We start from the raw sequence: 16602 nt of genomic DNA on the forward strand, positions 1-16602 counted from the left end.
CCATAGCTAAATCAATCTGCTTTGGTGGATCGCTCTTATAGTTTAACTAGGAGTAGCCTCTTCATCGATCAAGACAAATTCTTGACCGGTCTTGGACAAAACAAGTTTCGGTTTTGCAGTTCCTTCTTTTTCTGCTCGATACGCCTCTCTGTGCTTTTGCAAATGTTCGGGACGTTTTAACCAAGCTTGAAAGGCTTTTTTCTCAGTCCATTTTGACACCAACTGGAAAACGAGGCTGTCTTTTGATTCTGAAAACCATGCTTCAGCAGAGTGACAGCCAGCAAATGTTTTCATTGAGGCGGAATCTTTTTTCATTTTAGCAAGAAAAATGTCTTTACCTTCTGGAATGACTTCAAACGCAACGGTACGGATATACATGAAATTCCTCCTTTGACTGTGAGTGATTTCATTTAGTATAGCGCTAATTGAGAATGATTGTCAATTAGCTATGGGATCTTGTAAGCTTTTTATCGATAGTCATTTTTTGATTAAATCCCTCAAAAGCCTTGAACAAATGAAAAAAGTACGTATAATTAATATACGTACTGAAGAGTCCGAAGAGTATTGGAGAAAATGGATACTTGGGGAAGTCTTTCTTTTCTCACGTGCAGTACTCTTCGTTTGTTTAGTGTACCACTCCCATTTTAAAATAGATACGTTTTTTTTGCTTTCTGAGGAGATTTCTTTTATTCCTTGAGTTGAAAGGCAAAAAAGTGGGAAGGTTCTGAGAAAGCGCTATGAAGACGAAATTTGCGTCTTTTTTTGAAATGTTAGGAAAGAAATGTTAGGAAAATAGTGGAAGTTTTTTTATCCGTTTTTATGCTTCATTCTGTATAAGATTGCATTCGAAGTTCTGATCAGTAGGAGATCAGAACTTTTTTGTATGCTTTCTTAGAGCGGCAGATTTTTCAAAGATAGTTGCTAGACAATAGGCTTTGTTTCATTAAGGAATAAAGAATAAGGAAAACTGACATCTCGGTGTAACCTCTTACATTTTTTCGTCGCGTTAAATTGACAGGCTGTATAAACTTGCGGTAAACTCGGTACAACAAACAGAATTTTTTGAATTATCTGAATGTTAGAAGGGGATGAGTGAGAATGGGGAAACGTACCAACTATGCATTAATGCTTGTAGTACTTAGCAGCTTCTTTTTGGCAGCTTGTCAAAATGGCACGCAAGAAAATGAGACGGATTCAACGGGAGCTTCTTCTGTAGAGCAAGTGATCAATGTGCAATTTTCGGCGGAGATGGGCAGTGCCGATATTTCTTTAGCAACCGACTCTTATAGCTTTATTACTCTGAACAATGCTTATGAAGGCCTTTATCGCTTGGATGAGAACAATGTTCCAGTGATTGCCGGGGCAAGTGAAGAAGCTGAAGTCAGTGAAGATGGGCTGACCTACACCATTTCACTGCGGGAAGAGGCAAAATGGTCCAATGGCGATTCAGTTACTGCGGCTGATTATGTTTTTAGTTGGCAGCGAACAGTTGATCCAGCCACTGCTTCCAATTATGCCTATATGCTGGCACCCGTTAAAAACGCTGCCGCTATTTCAGATGGGACGCTAGATAAAAGCGAGTTAGGGATCGAAGCAGTCAATGATCATGAGTTGAAAATCACGTTAGAAAAACCAACACCTTACTTTTTATCTTTACTGGCTTTTCCAACCTTCTTCCCACAAAACGAACGTGTCGTGGAGGAATTTGGTGATCAATACGCCTTAACAAGTGAAAACGCGGCGTACAATGGACCATTCCTATTGACCAATTATGCTGGCCCAGGCACCGATATCCAGTGGTCATTGGAAAAAAATCCGGATTATTGGGATGCCGATTCAGTCAAACTTGAAACAGTTAATTTCGATGTCGTGAAAGACTCATCGACTGCTTATAACTTGTACGAAAGCGGACAAGCCGATGACATTATTTTAAGCGGTGAATTGGCGATGCAGAATGTGAATCATCCTGATTACATTGTTCAGCCTAGTGCAACCACTCAGTATTTAGAAATGAATCAAGCACCAGAAGATTCGCCTTTTCGAAATGCAAATTTGCGGCAAGCCATTTCTTATAGCATGAATCGGCAACAAATCGTTGAGAATATTTTAGGCAACGGCTCATTACCGGCTGTCGGTTTTGTTCCTTCTGACCTAGCTTTCAATCCAGAGACAAAAGCTGACTTTGTTGAGGATGCGGCAACCACGTTAGCCTTTGATGAAGAAAAAGCCCAAGAGTATTGGGAAAAGGCCAAGGCAGAACTGGGTATCGATACATTGTCTTTTGAACTGCTGACCTCAGATACCGACCAATCGAAAAAAATGGCGGAATACATTCAAGGAACCTTGCAGCAAACACTGGATGGATTGACTATCGAAGTCACAAACGTTCCTTTTTCTGTTCGTTTGGATCGTTCCAATAGCGGCGATTTTGAGATGGTCATGAACAACTGGATCGGAGACTATGCAGATCCAATCAACTTTTTGGAATTGTTCAAAAAAGACAGTTCCTACAATCGTGGGAAATGGCTAAATGATGACTACGACCAATTGATCGAACAAGCCTCCAATGAAAATGCCAACGACCCAGAAGTCCGTTGGGAAAATATGGTGGAAGCAGAAAAAATCTTAAATGAAGATTTGGGTGTTATACCGCTTTTCCAAAGTGCAGAAGCACATCTGCGGTCGCCTAAGATCAAAGGCCTCATCGTTCATAGTGTCGGTGCTGCCTATGATTATAAAAATGTGTTTGTCGAAGAATAAGTAAAAAAAACAATTTTTTCATACATCTACCGACTGACGTAGTCAAACAGTACTGCAGAAAAGAAGAACGCGATTCGAGCGTTCAGCAACTTGAGAACAAGGAATAAAGCCGTTCTTTATCTAGCAGTGAAGAGGAATCATTCATTCCAGCTAGATAAGAACGGCTTTTCCTTTTGGGAGGAACACGAATGGAAATCACAGCAGTTGAAACGAAGCTAATTCCGATCCAGCTGAATGCACCGTTTAAAACGGCGCTCAGAGAAGTGCACGCCGTCGAAGTGATTCGAGTGCTGCTTTCTTTTGACAATGGGATCGTTGGCATCGGAGAAGCAGCACCTACCGAAGTGATCACCGGTGATACAAAAGAAAGTATTTTAACAGATATCGAAACTGTCTTTGCCCCGTTCCTGTTAGGAAGAAAGGTAGATGCCCAATTGCTGGTAATGGATGAGCTTCATGCGTTGATCCAGCATCATACGAGCCCTAAAGCGGCGATTGATATCGCGTTGCATGATGCACTGGCAAAAGCGGCAAACTTGCCTCTTTACCGCTATTTAGGTGGTTCTGCCAATACACTGACAACCGACTATACGATCAGTGTTGGTTCACAGGAGCAGATGCTGCATGATGCCCAAGCGAAAATCCAGGCGGGATTTCGCTCCTTGAAAATCAAACTGGGAGTAGACGCGATCGAAGAGGAGGTTGCGAAAATTCGCCGCATCAATGAACGTTTGGCAGGAAAGATCCCCTTTCGAATTGATGCCAATCAAGGCTGGACCAAAGAAGAAGCGGTGCAGATTTTAGATCAATGGCAAGACATTCCGATCGAGTTTGTTGAGCAACCCGTCAAAGCCAATGATTTTGCTGGACTTAGCTATGTGACTGCTCGGACGACGATTCCGATCATGGCAGACGAAAGTCTTTTTTCCTATGAGGATGCCAAACGTTTGATTGCTGAAAACTGCTGCGATTATATGAACATTAAATTGATGAAAAGCGGCGGGATCAAAGAGGGACAAAAAATTTATCAATTGGCAAAAGAGCATCAAATGCCGGTGATGGTCGGTTCGATGATTGAAGGGTATGGGGGAATGGCTGCAGCCGCCCATTTTGCCTTGGGGATGGCGGATGTCCAATTTTATGATCTGGATGTTCCTTTTATGTGGGAGACCCAAACGACTTCCCCTGAAATGCAAGGGATTCTTCAGCGTCCAGGAAGCTTGAGCGTCACCGAACGCATCGGACTAGGAATCAACGAATAAACAGTTATGAGAGGAGCAAAGATGAAACAAATTGTTCAGGCTGGCTCTTCCTTCTTATGGAAGGAACCCAAAGAAAACAAAGTACTAGCAAAAATCAAAGCATTTCCTTTAGAAGCACTGCATACTTTTTTGACTGATGAAGATACGATGCGGCTTTATCAGGAAAGCTTAGTGGACTCCGAAGTATTATATGGGACGATTGTAGCAGTCATCGCCCAAACGGATGGTTGGTCCCATGTGATCGTCTTGGATCAAATAAGCAATAAACACCCACTCGGGTATCCGGGTTATCTGCCGAACGAGGTATTGAAGCCATTGTCACCAGACTATGCAACAGCCAAAAGAAGGATTGGTGTGATTGCAAAAGAAGCCGTGCTTGTTTTTGACTCGACCACACGACTTGTTTCTTTTGGAACAGTTTTACCACTTGTTGGGGAAACCGCAGATTCCTATCAAGTGGCTACGCCTAATGGACCAGCAACGATCGCTAAAGCTTTTGCTCACGTCCTATCGGACACATGGGCAAAGCTCCCAGAAAAAATAATAGCCTTGGCAGAACAATTTATAAACCAGCCCTATGTCTGGGCAGGCATTAGCGGCAGTGGCTTTGACTGTTCTGGATTCATGTATTCGCTGCATCGACTTCATGGTATTTTAATCCCCCGAGATACGATCGAGCAAGCACAACAAGCAAACATCGTACCTTACAGTCAGGCACAACCAGGGGATCTGCTGTTGTTTGCTTATGAAGAAGGAAAAGGCGAAGTCCATCATGTCGGTCTATATTTGGGGGATGACGAAATGATTCATTCAAGAACACCTGGGTCACGGGTCATGAAAACCAAAATCACTGGCTCTAATTATGAACCAGAACTCGCAGTTGTGGCGCGTTATTGGCAAAACCAGCCGAATGAATCACAGGAATACTCATGAACATTCTTTTCATGATCGTAAGGAAAGGGGCATTTGATGGGAAAAGATGACTTGCGTGTAGCAATTGATCCTATTCTAAAAAACTACCAGGCAACGTTGGAAATGGGGGTATGGATCGGTACGCCAACGGAATGTCTTGTTGACTATCAGGGTCAAAAGTCGTTTTCGGCAGCGAGTATTAGTAAGCTTGTTTTGTACGCGTATTATCTTGAACAAATCATCGAAAAAAAGATCGATCCCCAACAGGTAATTTGTGTGAGCCCTGTTGATCTGACAGGGGGTGCTGGGGTGATCCGTCTTTTTCCTCAGAAGAAAGGTTGGACCATCAGTGAACTTCTCACGGCAATGATCGCCGTATCTGATAATACTGCGACCAATGTACTATTGGACTTAGTAGGGTTGCCCACGCTTCAGGCATGGATTCAGGAGCCGGAGATCCAATTTGAACGGTATATGATGCGACCGATCAAAGACAAAGAGAACCGCTTGACACCCTCGGTGGCTGCCAAACTGCTACTAAGGTGTGTGGAACGAGAAGAAGCTGCACTAGGATTTTCACCTTTAAATCAGCAGCAATTTCAAGATGGATTAGCGGGGAATTTTGCTGAAACTGCGCAGCCTTCTTGCCGCATTTTTAATAAGACAGGTCGTCTTGACCGCATCGAACACGATGTAGCATATTTGCAAGTCAATGAAACGACGATCATCATTGCGGCATTTTCCTATGATAAAGCCGGTAGTGGCCGAGGGATCAGTTGGCTAAGAGAAATTGGTCAAACAGTCTATCAGCAGTATTTTAAGTAAAATACGCTGCGTATCGAGTGCCTCTGAGTGAGGATCGATACGCAGCGTATTAATTATTTACAACAATAAAATCCCCCATATCATAGCGGTGCCGTGATTGGGAAAATTCAAAAGGCGTCCCATCGCCGAGGTAAACCGTTTGTTCCACTTCTAAAATGGGATCGGTGGCAGCACAAGCTAAGTATTGCTGGTCGTAGGTGTCTGCACGATCCGCTTTGATACGACGGACAGATGTTCCAATCGAGGAGTGGAGTTGGTTCGTGATGTAGCTATAGACGGAAGAGGTTAAGACTTCTTCGGTAATGCCAGGAATGACATGAAGCGGCATGATGGTATATTCTAAAACAACGGGTATATCGTCAAATAGACGCAAACGAACGATATCATAAATTTGCTGGTCACTGCGAATGTTTAGTTTTTCTTGTTCTTTCTCATCGGGAAAAAGAATGGCAAAAGAAATGATCTTGCTGGTGATCTTTCCTGTTTCTCCAAGGCGCTTGGTCAGCCCGCGATTGATCTTGGCGTTGTAATCGAAGGTTGAATAGGAATCGCTGATAAACGTACCCGTGCCTTTTTTACCGTAAATAATGCCTTCCATTTGTAAAATATTCAATGCTTTTTGAATCGTCACGCGGCTCGTTTGATAATCCGCAGCCAGTTCGGATTGCTTCGGCAATTTTTTCTCTTCTTCGTAAAACCCGTGATTGATTTTGCTCCGTAAATCGGCAGCGATGTCATGGTAGTTCGCCATTTGCTTCACCTCAAAATAATAATAAGTGATAAAACGAAGTATGTAAACGTGGAGCTTTACATACCCTGTTTTAAAGGCTTTTCCTGCGTTTACATTCTTCAAGAAATGAATTACATTTGTAATGTAATCGTTTTCTATCAATTGAAGAATAGGGTATAGGAGGGAGTTTTATGCAAGGATTTATGGATCGACTCGCTGACGTTTTGGGAAAATTTGCCAACAGGATCAACAATTTACGCTACATCATGGTCATTAAAAATGCCTTTGCTGCTTTGATTCCAGTAATCATTACAGGGGCATTTGGTACATTGTTTTCAGCAATGGTTTTTGATGCTGAAAATGGATTGGCACAAATCGAGGTACTGCGCTTTTTAGAAAGTTTAAAACCAATCTCATCTGCGGTCAGTTATGTGACATTGAGTTTCTTAACGATCTATGCAGTGTTTCTGATTGGGATTGAGCTAGCAAAACTAAATAAGATTTCTGGGGTCTTTCCAGGAATCATCGCCGTGATGTCTTATCTTTCTGTTAATCCAATGATCTTTGAATTTTTGCACGAAGATGCGACGGTGGTTGCCGAAAACGTGCTGGCTAAGCAATACACGGACACGAAAGGTCTATTTTTAGGCATGTTCGTTGCAATCGTTTCCATCGAGCTTTATGCGTGGCTAGGAAGACAAAAACGGCTGCAGATCACGATGCCTGATAGTGTTCCAGGGAATGTTTCGGCAAGTTTTTCGGCATTGTTTCCAACGATTTTCACCGTGACCATCATCGCCACCGCTGGTTTTGCTATCAAAGCACTTACAGGGATGTATGCCTACGATATCATCTACAATGTCGTCCAACGACCACTGGAAGGAATCGTCCAAGGCTTACCAGGCATCTTGTTGTTGATGTTTATCGCACAAGTCTTTTGGGTCATCGGGATTCATGGGAACCAGATGGTCAAACCCATTCGAGAACCATTGTTGCTGGCAGCGATCGCCGTCAACACGGAAGCTTTTGAAGCTGGAAAAGAAGTACCCAATATCATTACGATGCCGTTTTGGGATATGTATATGAGTATGGGCGGCTCTGGCGTGACGATTGGTTTGCTGATTGCTATTTTGATCGTCGGTAAACGGGAGGACATGCGTCAAATCACTAAATTGTCATTAGCACCTGGAATTTTCAATATCAATGAGCCGGTGATCTTCGGAATGCCGATCATGCTGAATCCCATTTTGGCGATTCCTTTTATCCTCACACCGTTAGTAACAGGAACGATTGGATACGTGGCGACAAGTCTAGGCTTTGCCGCTAAAGCAGTGGTAATGGTCCCATGGCCGATGCCACCGATCGTCAATGCTTATCTAGCTACTGCCGGAGATTTCGGGGCTGTGATCACACAAGTGATCTGTATTGTCGTGGCGATTTTGATCTATCTACCTTTTGTTTTGGTAATGAATCGTATGACCAATGAAGTTGCATAAAGGAGTTTTGAAAAAATGGTAAAAATACCTGAAACATTTATTTTAGGGGCTGCTTCGTCTGCTTGGCAGACAGAAGGCTGGCAGGGAAAGAAAGAAGAGCAAGACTCGTATCTCGATCGCTGGTACAAAGAAGAACGCTTTGTCTGGCATAATGGCTACGGGCCTGCTGTTGCGACGAATTTTATGGAAAAGTTTTCAGAGGATGTTCAACTGATGCAGGAGGTTCATTTGACCCATTATCGAACATCGATCAACTGGGCGCGCTTCTTTACCGATCATGAGCAGCTGATCGTTGATGAAGACTATGCTGCTCATATCGATCAGCTTATCGACCAATTGCTTGCGGCTGGTGTCGAACCGATGCTTTGTTTGGAACATTATGAACTGCCAGCTAGTTTGATGGATGCCTATGATGGCTGGAGCTCGCGTAAAGTGGTCGATCTATATACCCGTTATGCCGAGATTGCCTTCGAACGTTACGGTGATCGAGTCAAACAGTGGTTCACCTTCAATGAGCCGATCGTTATTCAAACCCGTTGTTATCTTGACGCGATTCGCTGGCCCCATGAACAAAATACGAAAAAATGGATGCTTTGGAACTATCACAAAGTATTGGCATCCGCCCAAGCAGTGGCTGCCTATCATGAAAAAGGCTATGAGGGGCGCATCGGTTGTGTGCTGAATCCAGAAATGGTTTACGCACGCTCTTCCTCACCGGAGGATCAAAAAGCGCAAAAAATGTATGATCTCTTTTTCAACCGGATCTTTTTTGATCCAATGGTCAAAGGTCATTATCCAGAGGAACTTATCACACTTTGCCAAACCTATGGCATCTACTTTGATCCGACAGAAGAAGATCTGGAAACGATCCGCACCCATACGGTGGATTTCTTAGGTGTCAATCAGTACTACCCGAAACGCGTGCGGGCACCACGATATCAATGGCATTCGGATACACCATTTCATCCAGAAATGTTTTATGAGACCTTTGATTTGCCAGGAAAACAAATGAATAACTCTCGTGGCTGGGAAATCTATCCGAAGGTCATGTACGATATGGCTAATTATCTTAAAGAGAATTATGGCAATATTCCATGGCTGATCACTGAAAATGGTATGGGGCGGGAAAATGAAGAACAGTATATGGATGCCACAGGTCAAGTCCAAGATGATTATCGGATTCAGTTTATTACCGAACATCTTTACTGGCTGTTAAAAGCCGTCGAGGAAGGCGCCAACTGCGAAGGCTATATGCTTTGGGCATTTACCGATTGTGTTTCACCTATGAATGCATTTAAGAACCGCTATGGTCTCGTCCGAATTGAGTTAAATGAAGAACGGACCCGGTCATTAAAAAAATCAGCCGCTTGGTATCGTTCCCTTATTGATGAACGGTGGCTTCCATTTGAAGAAAAGCCATTGATTCTGTAATAAAAACCCACGATTATTTCCTAATCCTAAAGGAAATAATCGTGGGTTTTCAGTTAAAAGGGTTGTTTATGAGGAGCAAGTTTCTCCCAGTCAAATATGACACCAATCCCTGGTTCTTCTGGTGCAATCGCACGGCCATCGGATGGATCGATCACTAATGGTCTCGTGGTGTATTGATCGATTGGAAAACTGTGCATTTCAAGATACCCAGCATTAGGCATCGCCGCCAGTAGACTGACGTGTAATTCCTGCATGCCATGTGTAGAAACAGATAAGTTACTTGTTTGTGTTAAGGCAGCAATTTTCAACCATCCGGTGATCCCACCGCAATTGGAAGCGTCGGGTTGTGGAAAATCGACATTGCCATATTTGATCATATGAGCAAACTCAATAGGGGTGCGCAAGTTTTCCCCGCCTGCGACCGCAATTTGCCCTTCTTTAGCGATACGAGCGTAGCCTTCGTAATCTTCGGGGATTGTTGGTTCTTCAAGGAACAAAATGTCATAAGGCGCCATCAGTTTGGCGGCTTTGATCGCTTTTTCAACAGACCAGCTCATGTTGGCATCCACCATAAAGACAACATCGGGACCAATCAATTCTCTGACCGCTTTTATTCGAGCAATATCTTCGGCAAGTGTTTTTTGGCCCAATTTGATTTTGACCGCTTTTAATCCCATGTCTAAATATTTTTGATTATTGGCTAAGAGTTTTTCAAGAGAAAAGTTTAGATCGATCGCACCACCATAGCATTTGACTTTGTTACTTGCGCCGCCTAAAAGTTTGTAGAGGGGTTCTTGTGCTTTTTTCGCGCGTAAGTCCCATAAGGCAATATCACAAGCCGCAATGGCGAAACTCGCTAAACCGCCTCTGGCAACATAGTGAATGCCCCAGTTCATCTGATCCCACAAGGCCTCCACACATGCTGGATCTTTCCCTAAAAGGATTGCTTTTAGTTCTTTGTCGATCAGTTTGGCAATCGATTCGCCACCGAAGCCACCAGTATACGTATAGCCCACACCTTCACGTCCCTCATCAGTAACGATCTTGACGATAGGCACTTCAAAGTGGGTGTGTAAGCCGTGCTTCGCATCTTCCATGATTTCCGGAAGAGGTATCCGATAATACGCTGTTTGTACATCTGTAATTTTTGCCATTAAAAATCCTCCTCAAACTAATGTTCACGTGTGCATTTTAATGTTAACGTTTGCATAATCATGTTAGCATGGGAACGCGAGATTGACAAGACAAAAATCGCTCAAATTCAATACTTAGGAAACAAGAATGTCTCTTTTTAAGAGGTCATTCACTTAGGAGCGAAGCTAAAGGACCTCTTCAGAATATAAATAGAAATTGGAGAGATGTTATAAGAAATGAATTGAAAACCTTATAAATTGTCATAAAAAGGTATTTAATGTAATTTATAGACATATTTATTGAATAAAAATCATTTTTGTATTATGATTATCTTAACAACGAGCAATGAAGAGTACTGGGGCAGATGAAAGCTTGGGGAAGTCTTTTATTTGGGATACCTAGTACTCTTATCTTTCTTCAACGACAAGTGAAATACAAAAGAACGACTGAACTTCTTTGGTTCAGTCGTTCTTTTGTATTTCATAAAGCGATCGAGAGTAACTTGTAGTAAGGAAGAAAAAGTTTTTTCTCAATTGACAAAAGAATAATCATTGGCGGTTAAAACAGTACGAGCTTGTTCTACCTGATGCTCCTTGATTAAAATATAATCAGTATTGAAGGTAGAAACAGCAAAAATACTGATTGACTCCTCGGCTAGAAGGGAAGAGATTTTTGCAATAATGCCAATCAAGCTAAAATCCAGCACACCAATTATTTTCATCGCTTTCCATCCATCTTCTCTGTTTAGCGTTTCAGCTGGAACGTTTGCAGTTGGTAACACCAAAGAAAGTTCTTCTGACGTATGGGCAAAAAACAGAGGAACAATCTTCAGTATCGAAGGATCAATACTCTTTACTTGGATGACAGAAAAAGAGGGAGCCAGTAAGGTTAGTTTCATCTAATCACGTCCTTCGTTTGATGCAAACATCATATCAAAGGATAAGAAAGAAGGGAAGGCGATTATCATTTGATCACGTACGATTCTAAGCGTTGTGTCGTTTCTGCGAGGCATAACAGACGGGGAGATTTTATACAGAAGAAAATAAGCGGTTAAAAATGTTCTATTATTAGAATAAATAAGCAAAGTAAGCGATCATTTATCGCTTGATATGACCTCAAGCTATCGTTTTGCTATTAAACTTTTCTTCGAGTCTTTAAATCACCAATCTGGAGTTCCAGTTTTTCGAGGGAGCTACCTAAGTCTGTGAGAAAAACATGGAATAATAAGGAGCAGGCATGATAATCTCGGATGATTTTCTGCTTATTCACGGGTCTTTTTTTGTCACTGAAAAATTTTTCTAATACACCGAGTGGTTCTTGCCAAGATTTCAATTGCTCCAAAGTATCTCCTAAACCATATATGTCCTAGTAACTAATTTCTTTTACCGGCTGCTTATTACTCGTCTTAATGCCAATCTTTTCTATTTCTTTCAAAGTAACGCCTCCATTCTGTTTTTTTGGTGCTCTTATAGACACCAATTTCGGTTCTGTTTTACTATATGATGTCCTTATGAACAACATCTGCTTGCAGAAAAAGGTGGCTAATACATGAACAGAAAAATAGAAATAGGCTTAAAAGAGCTTGTAAAAAGCCGAGGAATTTCTCTAAGAGAGTTAGCACGCTTATCTGATATTGAACCTTCGATTATTAATAAGCTGGCAAATGGCAAACGAGAAAAAGTTTACCTTCCACATATTGAAAGAATCGCTAATGCATTAGAAATTGACGATATTTCAGAAATTATCAGACTTACGAAAGAATAACTTTTGGAAAAGTAGGACAAGACATAAAGCGAATACTTAGAATATCGTGATTATACTATTAGAACGTGACTATTCTAAGGTTCTCTTTATTTTTATTGTCTTGTATAAATTGAAGAAGACCGCACAGAAGATCGTTAACGATCAAGGGGGAGAAGTATTTCAAAAGCACGCCGGCAGATGGCATCACTTCAAGTCCATCGAATTGGGTGAAAGCATTACAACGAAAATGAAACACTGGCAAATTATAAAGTCAAAGCCCATCACTTTTCGGAGTGGTGGGCTTTTTTTGATGTAGGTTTTGATGTAGGTTGGTAGTCAAATAGTGTCACATACTGGCACAAGTAAAAAGCCAAAACCCTGTAAAATCAAGGTTTTGGCTCTTAGTGTCACTTACTGACAGTTTAAAATGGAGATGGCGGGAGTCGAACCCGCGTCCAAACATATTGCTACCTAAAAATCTACGCTCATAGTCAACTCATTTGTAGATTCGCTTTACAGCTTGCCGAGTGACAGGCAGTCTGTATCGCTAGTCTGATGATCTCTTTTTTATCTTACAGACGGAAAGATAAAACGTATCCCACTTAGAATAGGACCCTTACTCGAGCACATGGGCGATGCCGAGAGGATCTACGCTAACTGTTTTTAGGCAGCTAAAGCGTAAGAGTTTTCGTTTTTAGCAGTTATATTTAACTGTAACGTTTTAACGTAGACGTAACCTACGAAGCGCAATTCAGGCTCAACTATGCCTGTCGAATCCGTAACATCCCCTTGATAAAAGGGGTATCGCTACCATTCACTAGTATACCATATTTTCGTGCGTGTGCAAAGAATCAGATTAAGTCAAAATGTTTCAGGGCGTGTACGATCCCGCCTTCGGTATTTTTCAAGGTCACGAAGTCTGCCAGCTCTTTTAACTCTTGAATCCCATTTCCCATTGCAATCTTGTGGTCACAAGCTTCTAAAAGGGCGAAATCGTTGCTGCCGTCACCAAAGCCAAAGGTAGGTACATCTTCTAGACCCAATAATTCTACCAAGGTTTTTACGCCAGTCCCTTTAGAAGTCCCGGATTTTACGACGTCGATTGAAAAGGGCGTATTACGATAAAAAGTTAGTTCGGGAAAACGCTCATGATAATAAGCATCGTTGCCGACACCTAAAACCAATAACATATTGGTCCGATCAGTTTCATAATGCAGAGGATCGATTTCTGGTAGAGGGCTACGGACGTAGTTATATGCGCCAACCATTTCCTCGGTGTGACCAGTCGCCCAATAGCCTTTCTCATTGTAATAACACAGCTCATCGCCATTGTCTTTGACGGCTTGGTACATCCTTGCGCAAAGCTCAGGCTCAAGGGTATCGGAAAAAACTTCTTTGCCATCAATGCGGATAAAAGCACCGTTCATGACGATGTTCGAGGTAATACCAGCTGCTTCACGAATAGCGGTAACTTCAGGTTCGGTTCTGCCTGTTGCAATGATCGGCAGTACTTGGTTTTTTCGCAACCTCGCCATCGCCTCAGCAATTTCCGAAGTGATTTGCGAGTGCTCATCTAAAAGCGTACCGTCAAGATCAAAAAAAGTTAATGCTTTATAGGTCATGTATCTTACTCCTAAGGTTTATAGTCATAGTCCACTCACAATCTTATCAAAGATTGAAAAAAAGGCAAACCTTTATGAATAATCGGTGAAGTTGTTGGTAGAAGAAAGAAATTCGAGTATACTATAGGAAGAATGGAGTGAAACGATGATTTTTTTAGTAATTGGCAGCATTTTTTTCTTGATTGGTCTCACTTTTTTTCTTTTTCCATCAAAAAAAATGAACCTTATTTATGGATACCGTTCCTATCTAGCAAAACAAAATGAACGCAATTGGCGACAGGCCCAAAAACTATCTGCCCGATTCTTTCTGCTTTTTGGCGGAATCATGGCGCTCATTGGGTTTGTCTTGAAATGGCAAGAATGGACCAATTTTTTTCTAGTTGAAATGATCGTGATCCCTTGGTTCATCGTGCCGATCTTTGGCCTGATCGAAGAAAATCTGCAACGATTTGATAAAGAACATAGAGGTGAAGAAAATGAATATATTAATGATTGAAGACAATGAATCTGTTTCTGAAATGATGCAAATGTTTTTCTTGAATGAAGGATGGGAAGCAGTATTTAAATACGATGGCAAAGAAGGACTAGAGGCCTTTGCTGCTGAACCAGACAAGTGGGATATGATCACCCTTGACTTGAATCTTCCTTCCATGGACGGCATGATGGTGGCGCGCGAAATTCGTAAAATCTCTAGTACAGTTCCTATTATTATGTTGACGGCCCGTGATTCAGAAAGCGACCAAGTCATCGGGTTAGAGATGGGGGCGGACGACTATGTGACGAAACCCTTTAGTCCATTGACCTTGATTGCACGGATCAAGGCATTACACCGCCGCAGTGAATTGGTTGAAAAAACAACACCTGAAGCTTCCGATGCTACCTTTGATATCGTCACCGATCATTTCAAAATGAACACAAAAACAAGGGAAGCCTATTTAAATGGCAAACCCATCGATGGGTTGACGCCGAAAGAATTTGATTTGCTTTATACGTTAGCGAAAAAACCGCGACAAGTGTTTTCGAGAGAACAGCTGTTAGAACTGGTTTGGGATTACCAATACTTTGGCGATGAACGGACCGTTGATGCACACATCAAAAAACTAAGACAAAAAATTGAAAAAGTGGGGCCACAGATCATTCAAACCGTCTGGGGCGTTGGGTACAAATTTGATGATGCGGGTGCTGCTTGATGCGCTACCTGTATCAACAGCTGATTGCATTTTTCGTGGTGATCTTCGTGATCTTGATGACGATTGGTATTGCGTTTACTCAAATGACACGCCAAACGTTACAAGAACGGAATTATGAGCAGTTAATGGGGTATGCTTCGTCGGTCGCGACGATTTCGCAAATCAGTGATTCAGAATATTTACAGCAAAATATGACCCGGGATGGCTATCTACAGTATTCCTTGCGTTTGGCTGAGAATATTTTGAGCAACCAAGATATCTCCTTTGCTTTCTTTAAAAGTCCTGATGACATTATTTATCCACTAGATACCGCTCATGCTGTTGATTTTCCTATCTCTGAAAAAGACTGGCAATCCTTAGAAAATGGGGCGCGTCTACAACTGACTTCCGCCACAAATTTATACGGGGAAAAAGAACTGACTTCCTATGTGTTGATACCTTTTTCTGTCAATCGCACGGATTTTTACGGTGTAATGGTGGTTTCGCAATCGGCAAGCAGTATTTTGAATCTTGTCAGTGCTTTTAATCAAAACTTGTTTAAAGTTTGTTTGATCTCGATCGTTGTCTCATTATTGATCAGTTACCTTTTCGCTACGTTCCAAGTAAGACGGATCAATCGAATGAAACGAGCAACCAAAGAAATTACTAATGGCAATTTTGATATTTTCTTGCCGGTGCATAATCGGGATGAATTTGATGAATTAGCCGAAGATTTTAATTTAATGACGAAATCCTTAAAAGAATCCCAAGAAGAAATTGAACGGCAAGAAGAACGTCGTCGGCAATTTATGGCGGATGCTTCTCATGAGATGCGTACCCCGTTGACGACCATCAATGGCTTATTGGAGGGCTTAGAGTACAACGCAATTCCTGAGAATCAAAAAGACAATGCGATCCGCTTGATGAAAAATGAAACCAATCGCTTGATTCGTCTTGTCAACGAAAACCTTGACTACGAAAAAATCAGGACCAATCAAATCTCGATGGTCATCAAAAAATTTGATGCGACGCAAACCATCAAAAATCTGTTGACGCAACTGGAGAGCAAGGCAGAAATTGCCAAAGATGTGCTGATTTTAGAAACAACCGAGCCAATCGATGTCTACGCGGATTATGATCGTTTCGTCCAGATCATGGTCAATATTTTACAAAATGCGATCCAGTTTACGGAAGATGGAGAAATTCGGGTCCGAATAGAAAAAGGCTATTTAGAAACGATTATCGAAATCAGTGATACGGGGATCGGTATGTCTGAAGAACAAGTCAAAAATATTTGGGATCGTTACTACAAAGTCGATCCGTCCCGTAAAAACCGTCAATTTGGCGAATCAGGTCTAGGCTTATCAATCGTTGAACAGCTCGTACGCCTGCACAAAGGAAAGATCAGTGTAGAAAGTGAACTTGGCAAAGGCACGACCTTTAAAATCTCTTTTCCAGATATCGACTTAAATGAAGAATAAGGAATCGACCGGCAGCAATTCGCTTAGCCGGTCGATT

General features: G+C 41.9%; 16 protein-coding genes and 1 other RNA gene. 10 read left to right on the forward strand and 7 right to left on the reverse strand.

The genetic code is table 11. The annotated features are described in order from the left end of the window. Nucleotides 1–42: 42 nt before the first annotated feature. Nucleotides 43–378, reverse strand: a complete 336-nt coding sequence (locus IGJ12_RS04560) for an antibiotic biosynthesis monooxygenase family protein (protein ID WP_061053883.1) — start codon at nucleotides 376–378, stop codon at nucleotides 43–45. Nucleotides 379–1098: 720 nt separating this feature from the next. Between IGJ12_RS04560 and IGJ12_RS04565 the strand changes: the two genes are divergently transcribed. The 4 genes from IGJ12_RS04565 (at nucleotide 1099) to IGJ12_RS04580 (ending at nucleotide 5759) form a co-directional block, all read left to right on the forward strand. Further along, on the forward strand, nucleotides 1099–2760 hold the full coding sequence (locus tag IGJ12_RS04565; protein WP_087664381.1) for a peptide ABC transporter substrate-binding protein: 1662 nt from the start codon (nucleotides 1099–1101) through the stop codon (nucleotides 2758–2760). A 188-nt stretch (nucleotides 2761–2948) separates the two neighbouring features. Continuing rightward, nucleotides 2949–4022 (forward strand): dipeptide epimerase, encoded by a 1074-nt coding sequence (locus IGJ12_RS04570; RefSeq protein WP_087664380.1) that lies wholly within the window; start codon nucleotides 2949–2951, stop codon nucleotides 4020–4022. A gap of 21 nt (nucleotides 4023–4043) precedes the next feature. Then, nucleotides 4044–4955 carry a C40 family peptidase gene (locus tag IGJ12_RS04575; RefSeq protein WP_176374284.1) on the forward strand — a complete coding sequence of 304 codons (912 nt, stop codon included), beginning with the start codon at nucleotides 4044–4046 and terminating at the stop codon, nucleotides 4953–4955. Nucleotides 4956–4991: 36 nt separating this feature from the next. Next, nucleotides 4992–5759 carry a serine hydrolase gene (locus tag IGJ12_RS04580; RefSeq protein ID WP_430619398.1) on the forward strand — a complete coding sequence of 256 codons (768 nt, stop codon included), beginning with the start codon at nucleotides 4992–4994 and terminating at the stop codon, nucleotides 5757–5759. A 49-nt stretch (nucleotides 5760–5808) separates the two neighbouring features. On the opposite strand, the gene IGJ12_RS04585 is transcribed toward IGJ12_RS04580, so the two are convergent. After that, entirely contained in the window at nucleotides 5809–6510 is a 702-nt protein-coding gene (locus tag IGJ12_RS04585) for a GntR family transcriptional regulator (protein WP_034872495.1), read from the reverse strand. A gap of 170 nt (nucleotides 6511–6680) precedes the next feature. Between IGJ12_RS04585 and IGJ12_RS04590 the strand changes: the two genes are divergently transcribed. Together IGJ12_RS04590 and IGJ12_RS04595 are read left to right on the forward strand one after the other, a co-directional pair. Then, nucleotides 6681–7985, forward strand: coding sequence for a PTS sugar transporter subunit IIC (locus tag IGJ12_RS04590; RefSeq protein ID WP_087664378.1), 1305 nt, complete (start codon nucleotides 6681–6683; stop codon nucleotides 7983–7985). 15 nt (nucleotides 7986–8000) lie between these two features. Further along, nucleotides 8001–9416 carry a glycoside hydrolase family 1 protein gene (locus tag IGJ12_RS04595; protein ID WP_005237207.1) on the forward strand — a complete coding sequence of 472 codons (1416 nt, stop codon included), beginning with the start codon at nucleotides 8001–8003 and terminating at the stop codon, nucleotides 9414–9416. Between the two features lie 53 nt (nucleotides 9417–9469). On the opposite strand, the gene IGJ12_RS04600 is transcribed toward IGJ12_RS04595, so the two are convergent. The 3 genes from IGJ12_RS04600 to IGJ12_RS04610 form a co-directional block, all read right to left on the reverse strand. Further along, on the reverse strand, nucleotides 9470–10570 hold the full coding sequence (locus IGJ12_RS04600) for a mandelate racemase/muconate lactonizing enzyme family protein (protein WP_005237206.1): 1101 nt from the start codon (nucleotides 10568–10570) through the stop codon (nucleotides 9470–9472). A 509-nt stretch (nucleotides 10571–11079) separates the two neighbouring features. Further along, the gene (locus tag IGJ12_RS04605) at nucleotides 11080–11448 is read right to left on the reverse strand and encodes an ACT domain-containing protein (RefSeq protein WP_005237205.1); all 369 of its coding nucleotides are present in this window, start codon (nucleotides 11446–11448) and stop codon (nucleotides 11080–11082) included. 236 nt (nucleotides 11449–11684) lie between these two features. After that, on the reverse strand, nucleotides 11685–11891 hold the full coding sequence (locus tag IGJ12_RS04610) for a hypothetical protein (protein WP_430619399.1): 207 nt from the start codon (nucleotides 11889–11891) through the stop codon (nucleotides 11685–11687). A gap of 207 nt (nucleotides 11892–12098) precedes the next feature. On the opposite strand from IGJ12_RS04610, the gene IGJ12_RS04615 reads away from it, so the two are divergent. After that, nucleotides 12099–12314, forward strand: a complete 216-nt coding sequence (locus IGJ12_RS04615) for a helix-turn-helix domain-containing protein (protein ID WP_087664377.1) — start codon at nucleotides 12099–12101, stop codon at nucleotides 12312–12314. A 404-nt stretch (nucleotides 12315–12718) separates the two neighbouring features. Here the strand turns inward: IGJ12_RS04615 and ssrA are convergent. Then, nucleotides 12719–13082, reverse strand: a transfer-messenger RNA (tmRNA) gene (ssrA, locus tag IGJ12_RS04620). Between the two features lie 62 nt (nucleotides 13083–13144). Further along, entirely contained in the window at nucleotides 13145–13915 is a 771-nt protein-coding gene (locus IGJ12_RS04625) for a Cof-type HAD-IIB family hydrolase (RefSeq protein ID WP_016619858.1), read from the reverse strand. Nucleotides 13916–14060: 145 nt separating this feature from the next. Between IGJ12_RS04625 and IGJ12_RS04630 the strand changes: the two genes are divergently transcribed. From IGJ12_RS04630 to IGJ12_RS04640, 3 genes are read left to right on the forward strand one after another with little or no spacing between them, the layout of a single operon-like run. Then, complete coding sequence (locus IGJ12_RS04630; RefSeq protein WP_005237201.1) at nucleotides 14061–14411, forward strand: SdpI family protein; 351 nt, start codon at nucleotides 14061–14063, stop codon at nucleotides 14409–14411. Continuing rightward, entirely contained in the window at nucleotides 14392–15105 is a 714-nt protein-coding gene (locus IGJ12_RS04635; protein ID WP_005237200.1) for a response regulator transcription factor, read from the forward strand. Before IGJ12_RS04630 ends, IGJ12_RS04635 begins: the two co-directional genes overlap by 20 nt. Further along, nucleotides 15105–16565 (forward strand): sensor histidine kinase, encoded by a 1461-nt coding sequence (locus IGJ12_RS04640; RefSeq protein ID WP_005237199.1) that lies wholly within the window; start codon nucleotides 15105–15107, stop codon nucleotides 16563–16565. The genes IGJ12_RS04635 and IGJ12_RS04640 overlap by 1 nt, the downstream gene beginning before the upstream one ends. The last annotated feature ends 37 nt before the right edge of the window (nucleotides 16566–16602 follow it).

Source organism: Enterococcus sp. DIV0802b, from assembly GCF_050543535.1.
Lineage (GTDB): Bacteria > Bacillota > Bacilli > Lactobacillales > Enterococcaceae > Enterococcus_D > Enterococcus_D entomosocium.

Excerpts from the sequence above, each read along its gene's own strand:
- IGJ12_RS04560 (WP_061053883.1), bottom strand. The coding sequence starts at position 378 with ATGTATATCCGTACCGTTGCGTTTGAAGTCATTCCAGAAGGTAAAGAC.
- IGJ12_RS04565 (WP_087664381.1), top strand. The coding sequence starts at position 1,099 with ATGGGGAAACGTACCAACTATGCATTAATGCTTGTAGTACTTAGCAGC.
- IGJ12_RS04570 (WP_087664380.1), top strand. The coding sequence starts at position 2,949 with ATGGAAATCACAGCAGTTGAAACGAAGCTAATTCCGATCCAGCTGAAT.
- IGJ12_RS04575 (WP_176374284.1), top strand. The coding sequence starts at position 4,044 with ATGAAACAAATTGTTCAGGCTGGCTCTTCCTTCTTATGGAAGGAACCC.
- IGJ12_RS04580 (WP_430619398.1), top strand. The coding sequence starts at position 4,992 with ATGGGAAAAGATGACTTGCGTGTAGCAATTGATCCTATTCTAAAAAAC.
- IGJ12_RS04585 (WP_034872495.1), bottom strand. The coding sequence starts at position 6,510 with ATGGCGAACTACCATGACATCGCTGCCGATTTACGGAGCAAAATCAAT.
- IGJ12_RS04590 (WP_087664378.1), top strand. The coding sequence starts at position 6,681 with ATGCAAGGATTTATGGATCGACTCGCTGACGTTTTGGGAAAATTTGCC.
- IGJ12_RS04595 (WP_005237207.1), top strand. The coding sequence starts at position 8,001 with ATGGTAAAAATACCTGAAACATTTATTTTAGGGGCTGCTTCGTCTGCT.
- IGJ12_RS04600 (WP_005237206.1), bottom strand. The coding sequence starts at position 10,570 with ATGGCAAAAATTACAGATGTACAAACAGCGTATTATCGGATACCTCTT.
- IGJ12_RS04605 (WP_005237205.1), bottom strand. The coding sequence starts at position 11,448 with ATGAAACTAACCTTACTGGCTCCCTCTTTTTCTGTCATCCAAGTAAAG.
- IGJ12_RS04615 (WP_087664377.1), top strand. The coding sequence starts at position 12,099 with ATGAACAGAAAAATAGAAATAGGCTTAAAAGAGCTTGTAAAAAGCCGA.
- IGJ12_RS04625 (WP_016619858.1), bottom strand. The coding sequence starts at position 13,915 with ATGACCTATAAAGCATTAACTTTTTTTGATCTTGACGGTACGCTTTTA.
- IGJ12_RS04630 (WP_005237201.1), top strand. The coding sequence starts at position 14,061 with ATGATTTTTTTAGTAATTGGCAGCATTTTTTTCTTGATTGGTCTCACT.
- IGJ12_RS04635 (WP_005237200.1), top strand. The coding sequence starts at position 14,392 with ATGAATATATTAATGATTGAAGACAATGAATCTGTTTCTGAAATGATG.
- IGJ12_RS04640 (WP_005237199.1), top strand. The coding sequence starts at position 15,105 with ATGCGCTACCTGTATCAACAGCTGATTGCATTTTTCGTGGTGATCTTC.